The following is a 12,798-nucleotide window of genomic DNA, read 5'->3' on the forward strand; positions in this document are numbered from 1 at the left end:
GTTGCCAAGCGTGCACGAATTGTGAAGGCAGGGGTGGGCCGTGGACGGGAACAATGGGCAGTCCGGCGGCAGTACTGGCTCTGCGGACATGCTGCCCGTCGCGTCTTATGAATGGTGGCAGGCGCACTTCGCCCGGCAGTACTTCGGACCCGAGCAGGCCGGCAGGCCAGTCCTGTTCTTCGTCGACTCTTACGAGTTGGAGAGCAGTGATGTTGAGCAGGCCCGGCCTGCGCTGCTGGGCGATGCTGTCTCGGCGCTGCTGAACTGGCGGGGCAACCCGTACGAGCCCGTCGCTCTGCGCACGGAGCTCTGGAGGCATGGATCTCGCGAGGAACCCCCACCTTGCCTCCCTCTTCTGGCGGCCACGGTGTATGCGGCGGTCCAGATGCGGGCTCGACGGGGTGCGGGCGCGCCGGCGTACTACGACCGGCTCGCTGAGATCCTCAGGCCTACCGTACCTGTAGACCACCACGTCAAGCTCCTCAAAGATCATCGGGGGACCGTCAAGCTCCTCTGGCACGATCTTGACGAATGGATGACTGCCCAGGGTGGTGAGCGGGGCGTCAGCACGCTACGGCGAGTGGCGAAGACCTCCTTCATCGACTACGCAAAGTCCCAGGCCGTCGTGCGCATGACGGATCGACCGGCCCTGGCCGAGTTTCTGCATTCCATTCCCGATGCCGCTCACGTTCCCGGTCGCCAGCTGCTGGATCACCTCAGACGCTGGAGTACGAACAAACGGGGGCTTTCCCGGCGTTTCAGAGATGCATTGGAGAACCGGGCGGATGACGAGGTGCTTGAACCGCTCCTGGAGAAACTCGCTGCCGAGGGCATTCCCGACGTTGCGTCGGCCTCCGGGCTTCGTGAGATCCGCCTGCTGGTCCGCGCCCGCGATGACTTCGTCGATGGGTGGCTGCTGAGCTGGTACGCGCCGAGCGTTCCTGACGTTCCGCATGACACGCTCAGGCATTCGGTCGGCAGCATCACCGTCGACATCGCCGAGCCTGACACCGAGCGTTACACGCTGTCTGGCGGCCTGCCCTCGATCGAGGACGCACTGTCGGGCGGCTTCTCAGCCGCAAGCGCGACTGCACAAATTTGCTTGCCGCCTCGGAACGTCGTGATCCTTGGTGAGCACGAAGAGGCGGGAGGGTTGGTAGAGGTCTCCTCCGTAGCTGTAGGGGAGCCGTATCGGCTTCTGTTCGATGCCGCAGGGGAAGCGGCAGCCCGGTGCTTCTTTGCGGAGGCAGGAGAGCGGTGGTACCGGCCGGACGAGACATCCGTCCCAGGCTGGTGCTTGACGGATGAGGTTGAGCTCACTGAAGAGCAGCTCCTCAGCAATGCGTTGGCTGCAGCTGGAATGACTGGTATGCACACCCGGGCCGGGCGGCGGGCGCGGCTCGTGGGCGGTCTCCGAGCCAAGGTCTCGGGATCTATTGCGCACCATTGTTACCTCGTAGGCGGCGAACCTGACGTCGTGCTCTCCGGCGACAGCAGTGGGGAGGCCCTTCTTCATCCCAGCCGGGGGGGCAGCCCTGTGCGTCTCAGCGCCCCGGGATATGTACCGCTGCGCGGACGGGACTTGCGCGCAGGGAACTATCGCCTGGAGTATTGCGGGCAGTCCGTCAACTTCTCGCTCCACGAACTGCACGGACGTCTATCCGGCACCAGGCAAGTGGCGGCTCGCCACCGTGTGTCGGACGGCCGTCGCATCGCCGTACCCGTCAACGGGGACGTCCGATTTCTGACAGCGAAGGGCAAATTTGAGTTCCCCCGCCGTCCTGCGCAACCACGCTGGTGGATTGCAAGGGGCACCGGGCTCGATAAGTCAGCCCAATGCTATGTCGACCTTCCTGAGGAGGCGGTATGGCTGGTCATCACCCCCGAAACGGGAGAGACGACTATTACGCTTCTCCAAGAGCGGGAGCCAGAAATAAGCATGCTCAGCGACGCCGCCCGGCATTACTGGGCGCGCCTCGTTCTTGTCGGGCCCCGCAACAGCCAGCACAGGCGACTGTGGACTCGATACTGCACAAGCGTCCTCGCCCATGCAGCCCAGACAGGATTCCACCGTGTTCGACCCTGACCTCATTGTTGCGTGGATGGCGGAGCACCAGTCCGGGAACCTTTCGCGCCTTGTCAAGAGCGTAGAGTGGGCCGCATCTCGGGAACGAAAAGCAGCCCGGAACTGGGTTGCCCAGCTCCAGCGACTCGGGATCGCAGACATCGACTGGCAGGCCGATCGATGGAAATCGCGACCGTGTGTACTCACCCCGCTGCCCAGTAATCTCAAGACAACCCTTCTCAGCGGTGCCCGCCCGGTGATCGCCGAGGAATACATCAGCCGTGGCGCTGTCGTACACCGCGAGGTCTCACTGGACTGGCAGATGCCGCACCCCTCCACCGTGTGGTGGCATCTCAGCGGATCGGGCGAGCGCGACGAACTCGCTACGTCCCTGGGTATTCGGTCCGAACCCTGCGCCGCCGACAGGCTCGCCGATACTTTGGCCGTACTGAAGCTCGGCGCCACTACTGCGCCGCCGACGGGCCGATTGGCCGACTGGTTCAACCCGGCCAGCCTCTCCTTCGAGCGGATCGAAGTGGGAGCTCAACCGCGGAATGGCCTCTACAAGGGCCATATCGACGGCGACCGGACCCGCTACGCCATCTTCGACGGACACGACTGGTACAGGAGTGATCGCTGGGAAGGCGCCTACTATGTGCTGTCGCCCAACAGCCACCCGCTCGTCTGGCGGTCCGAGTCGCGCTATAGAACCAGCAGTTCTCTCGGCACCCTTGTCGTTGACCGCCGGATGCACCTGCCTGCCGCTCATGCCGAAGCCGCAATCCTGTGCACCGGCCTCCCACCGCGCCTCACTGGGCAAACAACGGAATACGACGGTGTTCCCTTCCGCATCGCCGAAAAGATAGCCCGTTCCCTTCGCCGCAAGCTGGAGACCACGTGACCACGCCTGCCGGACTTGATGCCTTCAGAGCCGTGGACGCTCTGCGGGATGCCTACCTGCGCTATTACGACACGGCCTTCCGGCTACGTGACGACCACCTCCAAGCAGAACGGCGCGCTCTGCTTGAGCAGGCTGGAAGTATCTCCGCCGAGCCCTACATCGAACTGCGGCCGCGGTACCGGCAGGTCGACCGCGATCTTCGGGCATCCATGAGGGGCGCTGACCCAACAGGAGAACTCGGTGATTTCGCCGCATGCGGCCTCTTCGACAGACCCGAGATGAAGCTGTACACACACCAGGAGCGCATGCTTACCGGCACCGCCGCTCCCGGGAAAAACGCGGTAGTCACCGCCGGCACGGGATCCGGCAAGACCGAGGCGTTCATGCTGCCGATCATTGCGGATCTCATCCGGGAATCTCGGTCCTGGACTGGCGGCCCGGCCCCATTTGACCCCTGGTGGCAGAAGCCATCCAGGCCCTTCCGCAGCCAGCGCGAAGGAGAGAGTGGGCACCGGCCCAAGGCGGTCCGTGCGATGGTCCTCTATCCCATGAACGCCCTGGTCGATGACCAACTGGTGCGTCTGCGCCGGACCCTTGACAGCGCAACTGCCCGGGCCTGGCTGCGGGAAAACCGCCAGGGCCACCGCTTCTACTTCGGCCGCTTCACCGGGGCTACGCCCGTTACCGGTGTCCGGCCGGACGACGCCCCGAGAGGGGGGAACCGTTCCAACGGCTCGCTCGAAGAGCTGCGGAAGCATCTGAGCGCCACGGCAGCCCGGCATGCAAAGGCGGTGGAGGTCGACCGGGCGAAGATGGACCAGCAGGGGCGGCAGTACTTTGTCCCTAGCCTGGATGGCGCTGAAATGCGCTCTCGGTGGGACATGTACGACGCCCCTCCGGACATCCTCATCACCAACTACTCAATGCTAAACGTCATGCTGCAGCGAAGCCGCGACCGAGGCTTCTTCGACAGCACCGCCGAGTGGCTCGATACAACTCCCGATGCTCGCTTCACGCTCGTCGTCGACGAACTGCACATGTACCGCGGCACTGCCGGCACCGAAGTCGCCTACCTCATCAGGAACCTTAAACAACGCCTTGGCCTCGCAGGCCACTCTGAGAAGCTGCGCGTCCTCGCCGCGTCCGCCTCACTCGACGAGCAGCGGGCCGAGGACCGGCAGTTCCTCCAGGAGTTCTTTGCCGTTGGCAAGGAGACCTTCGAGTTCATTCCAGGCCTACCCGCTCCCCGCCCGGTGGGACCCCCGGCTATCCAGACTGCTGCTCAGGTACTGGCAGAAGCCGCAGAACGGGACCTGACCTCTGACCAAGCTACCGAACTCCTGAAGCAAACAGGGGCTGACACTGCGGTCTTCAAGGCGCTGGGAGGAGACGGGACTGCCGTTGCTCCATCAGCAATCCCTGCCACGGAGCTGGCTGCGAAGCTCTTCCCGGAGAGCAGCCCTCGGGGGGCGCTGACCGCGCTGCGTGGCACCGCGACGGCCATCCGCACTGCCACTGCAGACGAAAAGCACGCACGGCCGCAACTACGGATCCATCTGTTCTTCCGCAACGTTGCCGGCATCTGGGCCTGCACGGACCCGGACTGCACGGCAGTGTCCGCAGAGTACGCTTCGCCGGAGCGGCGCATCGGTCGTCTGTACACAGTGCCCCGCAGCACATGCGATTGCGGAGCACGGGTTCTGGAGCTCGTCTATTGTCTCTCCTGCGGCGAAGCAATGCTGGGCGGCTACGCCCCGCGCAACGCCTTTGGCCGGACCACTTTCTCCTCCTTCCTGCTCCCTGACAGCCCTGATCTGAGCCGCGTTCCCGACGCATCCAGGAGCGACCGTACAGCGGACAACTACGTCGTCTACTGGCCGACGAATCAGATCCAGCGCGCCGACGACGACGGCAAGTGGACGGCAGACGGCGGGAAGGTCACCTTCGCCTTCCGGCGCAGCCGCCTGGAGCCGGGCTCTGGCCGACTTGAGAACGACGGCGAGAACTGGACCGGCTGGAGCTTCCACGTCAGGAGCCAGCGAAGCCGGGACAGCAGCAAACAACCCAAGGCCGACACCGGCCGGATTCCTGCGTTCCCCACAAGGTGCCCGTGCTGCGGCGCAGACTGGGAGCGCACATGGAATCCTGCCACGAAAGCGACGCTGCCTCCGCTAGACCCAGCCCGGTTTGTGTCCCCAATTCGCGGGATGAGAACCGGTTTCGAGAAGGTCAACCAGCTGCTCGCCGACGAGCTGGCCGAGCAGTTCCGCGAACGACGTGACCGGAAACTGCTGATCTTCACGGACAGCCGCCGCGACGCGGCTAAACTGGCGCCGGGCATGGCCCTCCGCCACTACCAAGACCTCGTACGCCTCGTCACTCTCGATGAGCTGAGCAAACTCGAAGCCCCGGCCGCGGGTATCGCAGCAGTCCGTGCTCTGGCCAACGGCGACAAGTCCGCAGAGGTCAAGGAGGCCGTGGCACAACTCGAAGAGGTCATGCCCGATGCGGTAAGAGAACTCCTCTTCGCCGTGATGCGCGGCGAAGAGGAAGCTGCCCTGAGTGCGGAAGCCCAGCTCGCCACCGCTCCCTCACTGTGGGACCTCGTACGCAGCAGAGTTCACCCGAGGCTTCTCCGGCTGGGTGTGAATCCTGCAGGCACGATGCGTTCCGCCCAAGGCCATAATGGCACTGACTGGTACTCCATCTACGACTGGACGGACGACCAGCCCAAGCTCAGCAACTATGCAAGTGCAGCCGACAAAGCAGCTGCATTCAGCTCGGAGGGCGGGCTACTCGAGAACGCTCTCGAATCGCTGTTCTCCGGCGGAGGACGCGATGTTGAGTCCATTGGGCTCGGCTACATCTCCAACCTTCAAGCGGCGCCAGACCCGACGTCACTTGGCCAGGCAAGCCTCCGGCTCCTAGCCGGCATGCGACGCTTCAACGGCATGGACCGGGATCCGCGCACCAAAGCCCCCAGCAAGCTTCGAACCTACTGGAAAGCGGTCGCCCTCCTTCGCGGTCCCGCATGGGACGAGGACAGCGTCCAACAGGAAGCGGAGAAGGCATGGGGTAACTCCGTACGGGAATACCTCATCGACCCGGCCAAGGTATGTATCCGGCAGCCAGGCCCCACCATGAAAGTCTGCTCGACATGTGGTTGCAGGCACCTCACCGACGCCGCTGACGTCTGCATCCGCTGTCACGCGACGCTCCCCCCCGATTCAGCCCCTGTCGAACGAGCATGGGAGGACGACTACTACGCGTGGAAAGCACACAGCCGACGCGGTGAGTTCCCCATGAACAGCGCGGAACTCACCGGTCAGACTGGCCGCACCGAAGCACAGGCCCGGCAGGCCCGTTTCCAGGGCGTCTTTCTTCAAGACGAAATCGAGAAGGTACACGAACTCGACCTACTCTCCGTCACTACCACGATGGAGGCCGGCGTCGACATCGGCCCGCTGTCCGCAGTTGTGATGGCGAACATGCCGCCAAGCCGGTTCAACTATCAGCAACGCGTCGGTCGCGCTGGCCGCCGGTCCAGCCCGGTGGCTGTTGCGCTCACGGTCTGCCGCGGCCGCAGTCACGACGAGCACTACTTCGCCAACCCTGATGCGATCACCAACGAACCGACCCAGCCGCCGTACCTCACCCTGGGCCGTATGGAGATCTTCCAACGTGCCCTGACCGCCGAGGTACTGCGCCTCGCCTATGCAGCACTTCCCGCCATCGGCGGAACAAGCAATCCCCACGGGGAGTTCGGGCTCGCCAACTCCTGGCCCGCTGCCGAGCCGCACGTACGCGACTGGCTGACCAAACACCCAAACGAAATCACCTCAGCCGCGCGCGCCCTGACCGCGTTCACTCCCTTCGAGCACGACTCAAGCCCCGACGGTGCATGGGTAGATCACGTCATCAAGGCGATCACGAACATCGCAGCCCAGCCTGTTGGTGCTCAGGAGCTCAGCGAGCGCCTGGCCCACGCTGGCATCCTTCCGATGTTCGGCTTCCCCACGAGAGTGCGCCAGCTCTACCTGGAACGGCCCAAGCGTTCCTATCCCTGGCCGCCGGACATGACGATCGACCGGGATATCGCCATCGCCGTCTCCGAATTCTCCCCCGGTGCCGAGTCCATCCGGGACGGCGAGGTGTACGTCGCAGTTGGCGTCACGGAGTTCGAGGCCAAATTGTCCCGCGAGCCCAGGTATATCGACGAACCCCTCGAAAACCATCAGCCGGTCGGACTGTGCCAGACCTGCAACTCCATCGACACCACTCCCACAGGAGATAGGGCCGTCTGCAAAGTCTGCGGATCCAGCGAGTACACCGTCGTCGACCTGCGGGAGCCAGCTGGGTTCCGAGCCCGGTACGACCGGGACTTCGACGGGAACTTCACGTGGTCACCGAGGACCGTGACCTCACGAGCGTCGGTCAATCTCCCCGACCTGACGAGGAACTCCTGGCACGAGGCAGACGTCTATGCAGGTCCTGCGACGCGCTACGTGATCAATGACAACGGCGGCAAACTCTTTTCGTTCCGCCGCGCTACCGGGAACTGGGGCGGATACATCGCCACCACGAGCGTCGACCAGACGAAGGGCTTCGGAGCCCACGGCGATCCCTTCGAGGTAGCACTCAGCGCACGACTCCAGACAGACTTCCTGTTCATCGGCCCCCAGGCAACCACCGACGCTGAACGCGGCCTTCGGCTCAACTTCACCCAGGAAACGAATCCGCTGTACGCGCAGGACCTGAGCGAGGGCCGCCGGGCTGCCTGGTATTCCCTTGCCTTCCTGCTCCGCGCAGCGGCAGCACTGCATCTCGATATGGCTCGGCAGGAGCTGGTCGCAGGCGTGCACACAGGCCCTCACTTGGATGGCCACGCCATGTACGCCTTCCTTGCTGATTCCCTAGAGAACGGGGCCGGCTTCAGCACACACCTGGGCACGTCGCCGGGTCTCGCCCCCTTCATGGACGACGTCACCGAACTGATCATGGAGCTTCAGAAACCCGGACATGCAGACGTCTGCAAGTCCTCCTGTCCCCAGTGTCTGCGCGACTACTCCAACATGGCAGTTCACCCGCTGTTGGACTGGAGGCTGGCCGCGGACCTGCTCGAGGTTCTGCGCGGCAGCAACATCCCGGACGACGCGCAACGCGGTGCCCGGTCGCTCTCCGCACTCCAGTCGCTCTTCGGAGGGGAAGTGCTACTGCAGGGACCGACTTCGACGCTCCAACTGACCTACCGCAGGGAGCCGTGGGTGGTCATTGCCAAGCATCCGCTCGAGGCATGCGAGGGCAGGCTAGTCAGCCCTCGGCTCGACACGGCACTGAACGCCGCGCAAGCGCACACCCAGAACGCTTCGCGAGTCCTTGTCGCTGACTGGTTCACCCTAGAGAAAAGCCCTGTCCGCATCCTGGACTGCCTTGAGGCTGCTCGACGGCGGTGACGGATGTGGGCCGGCCTTTCTCGGCCTCGCCGCACCCGTGTGCAGCTACAAGCGACACGCCCGCCTCACCACGTAGGACACGGTTTTAACTACATGAATAGGCGCCCACGCACAAAGACAAGCGTGGGCGTCTGTGGACCGTCGTGGCAGGCGAGGGGCACACCAGCCAAGCGTCGAGCAGCCGCGCAAGTCGGTCTCCCGCCCGTGCATGTGTTTCAAGCGAGCGATCCGCTCAGGATGGCGGAAGCGATCAGCCCAAGCCCTTTCGCCATACGCACCGGGACGGCATTGCCGATCTGGCGCTCGATAGAACCGTAGTAACCGTAGAACTTGTAGTTCACCGGAAACGTCTGAAACGTAGCTGCCTCACGCAGCGTCAAACCACGGTTCTCGGTCGGATGTATGAACGTGCCACAGGCTGGAGTCGTGCACCGTGTGGTCATGGTGGGGGCAGGTTCATCAAGCTTGACCCTGCCGTAAGAAGAGCCGGCGTTTCGCGAAGCTAGTCGCTTGTGACAGTCCAGCTGGTGCTCCTCCGGTAGATCGAAACGGTTGCCACCCACCGGAATGGCTGCAATCCGCGCTTCAACGGAGGCCGAACTCTTGCGGTGCACGTTCAGCGGGTCGTCAGGACGGGAACGGCGCGCCAGATGCGCGAGCGCCTGCCCGGCTGTCCGCGGAGCCCTCTGGAAGCTGCGAGGCAACAGATCCGTAAGGTTGCCGTCGAATGCGAAGGGGACATCTTCCCTGACAGCGAAGCATATGAAGCGCTTGCGACGCTGGGGCACTCCGAACGCGGCGGCGTCCATTGTGCTTGTCCTTATTTGATACCCAGCCTCCGTCAGCAGGCGTTGAAGGTTGGGTAGTCGACGATCCCTGGCCAGTCCCGGGACGTTCTCAAGCAAGACGACTCGCGGCCGCAGCGCTTCGACGAAGCGGAAGGTATCCAGCACGAGGTCGTTCCGCCGCTCGTCGACCAGGCCCTTCGCGAGGGTAGAGAATCCCTGACAGGGCGGGCAGGCCTTGAGCAGATCAAGTTCCCCTGGCGAGAGAGCGGTGCCGGCGAGGAGTGCCTGCGGTTCCACAGTGCGGATGTCCTCAACGAAGAGGGCCACTCTGGGGTGGTTCCTACGGTAGGTTCCGGCCGCCTCCAGGTCATTCTCCACGGCGGCGAGCATCGCGAAACCCGCATCCCTCAGGCCTCGTGTTGCGCCCCCCGCCCCAGCGAACAGATCCACAGCGCTGTACGTGGGCATGGCGTGATCTTAGTCTGTCAGGACGTTAGCGCGTCAGGTACCTCTTTTTGACAGCCCCTCAGCTGTGCTTAGCTGGCGAGTACTTGATGACACCGGGGGGTGGGTTCGTGACGCACGTGGGTCCGGAGCGGCCGGAGACTGATGGCCTCTTCCCAGTAGTGCCAAGGCAGAAAGACCGGAGCCACGACGTTTCCGGTAGGAGCGCTACCGGCCCAGGCGATGCCACCGGCCCCTACCGCATGCGGATCAGCCGGCTCACAGTCGACAAGCTCGGCATCAAGCTGTACGACCGCGTCTCTGCGGTCCTCGCCGAGATCATCGCCAACGCCTACGACGCGGATGCCACAGAGGTGAAGGTCCGTCTGCCGTTTGGTACTTGGCTTGCCTCACCGGCTGGCAAGCCGGTCGCCGATCAGTATGAGATCTCCGTGGAGGACAACGGGCACGGGATGACGGCCGATGAGGTCAACACCCATTACTTGCTTGTCGGATCCGATCGGCGGGGGCGCTTCGGCAAGGACACCTCCCGTCTCAAGGGGCGGCGCGTCATGGGCAGGAAGGGCATTGGGAAGCTGGCGCCCTTCGGGATCTGTCGGACAGTTGAGGTAATCACGGCTGGGGGCGACCCGACCGACCAGGGATACCGGGTGTCCCACATAAAGCTGCACCTCGACGACATGATGTTTGACTCCGAGGACGACTACCTTCCTGAAGTGGGCCATCTCGACGGTACATTTCGGGAACATCACGGCACGAGCATTCGTCTCACAGATTTCAACCGAAAACTGGTCCCCAAGGGGGACGAACTGCACCGGCAGCTCTGCGCTCGCTTCGGCATTCGCCGCGACGACTGGGATGTCGAGATATTCAATACCCGAGAAAGTGAAGCACTCCCTGGGCTGGCACAGGAGTCTTTTCGTCTCGGCGAGTTGAGTATTGACCTTCAGGAGGACACCAAGGTCACGTTCGACCGAACCCCGATCGGACCAGAGGGTTCGGATCCACTTCCCGTGTCAGGATGGCTCGCCTTCGCGAAGAACCCGTACAAAGACGAGGTCATGGCCGGCGTGCGCATCTATGCTCGCGGAAAGATCGTGGCCACGACCCGGGACTTCGGCGCGACCTCTGGTTTCACAGGAGAATGGAGCGTTCGATCGTACTTAACGGGTGAGATCCACGTTGAGTGGCTGGACGAAGACGAAGACCTAGTCCGGTCCGACCGGCAGGACATCATCTGGACCTCCGACCTTGGCCAAGTCCTGCAGACGTGGGGCGCGAAACAGGTCAAGGAGCTCGCCAAGCGGGGCAGGTCATCGGTCCAGAGGCGGACGCGTGAGGTCTTCGAGCAGGCCGCGGATCTTGATGCCCGACTACTAGTCGAGGCCCCTGGCGACCCGCAGTACCGAAATTCGGTGAAGGAGGCATTTCGTGTTCTGGTCGCCGACAGCGACCGCGAAGCGGCCTCGGACCCTCAGCGAGTTGAGCGCTACCTTCAGTTGTCCAAGAACATCGCACCGCACAAGGAGCTCCTGGAAACGCTGCACCAAGTTTCTAAGGAAGTAGATAGTCCGCTCGACATAGTTCTCGCACTATTCCAGAAGGCCAGGGTCGCAGAGTTCTATGCTCTCGGCCAAGTAGCGCAGGAACGGGTGGAGGTCGTCACCAGACTGCGGCAGCTGATCGCAGATGGAGCCACACTAGAACGTCCCCTTCAAGAACTCATCGAGAAAGCTCCGTGGCTCCTGGCTCCCGAATGGACCCCGCTGGGCATGAACGACGCACTCGAACGTGTCCGCAACAGTTTCGAGTCCTGGTACTTCAAGAAATCGAACCAGCTGATCGCTACCACTGCGATCCGGGACCCGGAGCGCCGACCAGATTTCGTACTCCTCAACGGCCCCCGAGGTACCATCTGGGTGGTTGAGATCAAACGAGTCGACTATCATCTGACTGACGAAGAATTCACCAGGGCGGTCGACTATCTGGAGAGCCTCGAAGAATTCCTTGACGATACTCCGGAATTTGGGGCTACCTTCCCAATCCGCCGACTCACCTTCATTGTGGATCACATCGATCGGCTGAGTCGCACCAACCGCAGACTCCTCAAAGAGAGTGTGAACGTCGAACGGCGTAGCTGGTACGACCTGTTGGAACAGACTGATCAGGCACATCAGGACTTCCTCAGGAAGGTCGAGAAACTGCGGCGCGACCCAGGAGGGCTCGATGCCCCGTAGGCGCCAACAAGCCTCGCGCCGGAGGCAGTGCCCCATCGAGCCGTGGACTATCCATGGACTAGCCTCGCTCAGTGGCGGCACTAGAGCTCTGTGACCTGCGCGCATGCATGGGACCGAAGAGGCCTCCGGAGCCGTTGGTCAAGGTTCGGCCGCCCGGCGCTGCGGTCATAACACGGAACCGGACTGTAGGTCAGGGCCTTGTTCAAGCAGATAGAGCAGCACATCGCCCGATCAGATCAAGCACCCGCTCACCATCAGTCAGGTCAGCAACGATGTGATCAGCTCCAGCCGCCGCAAGCTCATCGGCCGGCGTAGTACCAGATGCCACCGCGATGACGCTCGCGCCGCCCTCCCGGCCCGTGCGGACGTCTTCCAGGGAGTCGCCGATGATCACGGTCGAACGGCGGGTGAAGGATTGGCCGTAGCGGATGCCGGCTCGTTGTTGGGCCATCCGGACGAGGGGCGGGCGATGGGAGTCGTCTGAGGCGTAGCCGCCGATGGTTAGGTCCAGGTGCTCGGCCAGGCCCAGGACTCTGAGCTTGGTTTCGGCACTGCCTCGTAGGTTGCCTGTGAAGACCGTTGGGATCAGTTCGGGTTGCGACCGCCGCGAGCGCTTCGGGGGCGCCTGGCATCACGCGGCCCGTGCGGACGATGTCGTCGCGGTGAGCGGCGAGTTGTGCGGGCATGCGCTCGACTAATGCGTTCCGCAAATTCCTCGATCCTCGCGGGCTCCACCCCGTTGACCCGGAGGAGTTCCCGTACCGCCAACGGCATGGTCACCCCCGTACCACGTGCCGGGAGGTGGGTGGCCGGGCGCCCGATCACCTCCTCGAAGAGTTCGCGGTACACCTGGCGGTCGATGTCCCCTGTGTAGAGGAGGGTGCGGTCG

The 12,798-nt window shown here is 63.5% G+C and carries 6 protein-coding genes; 4 read left to right on the plus strand and 2 right to left on the minus strand.

The window, feature by feature from the left end:
- The first annotated feature begins 40 nt into the window (after positions 1 to 40).
- The 3 genes from ACZ6KF_RS22970 to ACZ6KF_RS22980 are packed head-to-tail and all read left to right on the plus strand — an operon-like array spanning position 41 to position 8,419.
- The gene (locus ACZ6KF_RS22970) at positions 41 to 2,086 is read left to right on the plus strand and encodes a hypothetical protein (RefSeq protein ID WP_469239838.1); all 2,046 of its coding nucleotides are present in this window, start codon (positions 41 to 43) and stop codon (positions 2,084 to 2,086) included.
- Positions 2,073 to 2,966: a hypothetical protein gene (locus tag ACZ6KF_RS22975; RefSeq protein WP_469239840.1), complete on the plus strand. Its 894-nt coding sequence runs from the start codon at positions 2,073 to 2,075 to the stop codon at positions 2,964 to 2,966. The genes ACZ6KF_RS22970 and ACZ6KF_RS22975 overlap by 14 nt, the downstream gene beginning before the upstream one ends.
- Complete coding sequence (locus ACZ6KF_RS22980) at positions 2,963 to 8,419, plus strand: DEAD/DEAH box helicase (RefSeq protein ID WP_469239842.1); 5,457 nt, start codon at positions 2,963 to 2,965, stop codon at positions 8,417 to 8,419. The genes ACZ6KF_RS22975 and ACZ6KF_RS22980 overlap by 4 nt, the downstream gene beginning before the upstream one ends.
- A 215-nt stretch (positions 8,420 to 8,634) precedes the next feature.
- Here the strand turns inward: ACZ6KF_RS22980 and ACZ6KF_RS22985 are convergent, their stop codons facing one another.
- Complete coding sequence (locus ACZ6KF_RS22985; protein ID WP_469239844.1) at positions 8,635 to 9,675, minus strand: DNA cytosine methyltransferase; 1,041 nt, start codon at positions 9,673 to 9,675, stop codon at positions 8,635 to 8,637.
- Between the two features lie 107 nt (positions 9,676 to 9,782).
- On the opposite strand from ACZ6KF_RS22985, the gene ACZ6KF_RS22990 reads away from it, so the two are divergent.
- Positions 9,783 to 11,909 carry an ATP-binding protein gene (locus ACZ6KF_RS22990; protein ID WP_469239846.1) on the plus strand — a complete coding sequence of 709 codons (2,127 nt, stop codon included), beginning with the start codon at positions 9,783 to 9,785 and terminating at the stop codon, positions 11,907 to 11,909.
- A gap of 202 nt (positions 11,910 to 12,111) precedes the next feature.
- On the opposite strand, the gene ACZ6KF_RS22995 is transcribed toward ACZ6KF_RS22990, so the two are convergent.
- Positions 12,112 to 12,360 (minus strand): HAD family hydrolase, encoded by a 249-nt coding sequence (locus ACZ6KF_RS22995; protein WP_469239849.1) that lies wholly within the window; start codon positions 12,358 to 12,360, stop codon positions 12,112 to 12,114.
- Positions 12,361 to 12,798: the final 438 nt, after the last annotated feature.

It is taken from the genome of Streptomyces sp. NPDC046379 (assembly GCF_055587785.1).

What these genes read in the sequence shown, in the direction of transcription:
- ACZ6KF_RS22985 (WP_469239844.1), bottom strand. Translation starts at nt 9,675, where the DNA reads ATGCCCACGTACAGCGCTGTGGATCTGTTCGCTGGGGCGGGGGGCGCA.
- ACZ6KF_RS22995 (WP_469239849.1), bottom strand. Translation starts at nt 12,360, where the DNA reads ATGGCCCAACAACGAGCCGGCATCCGCTACGGCCAATCCTTCACCCGC.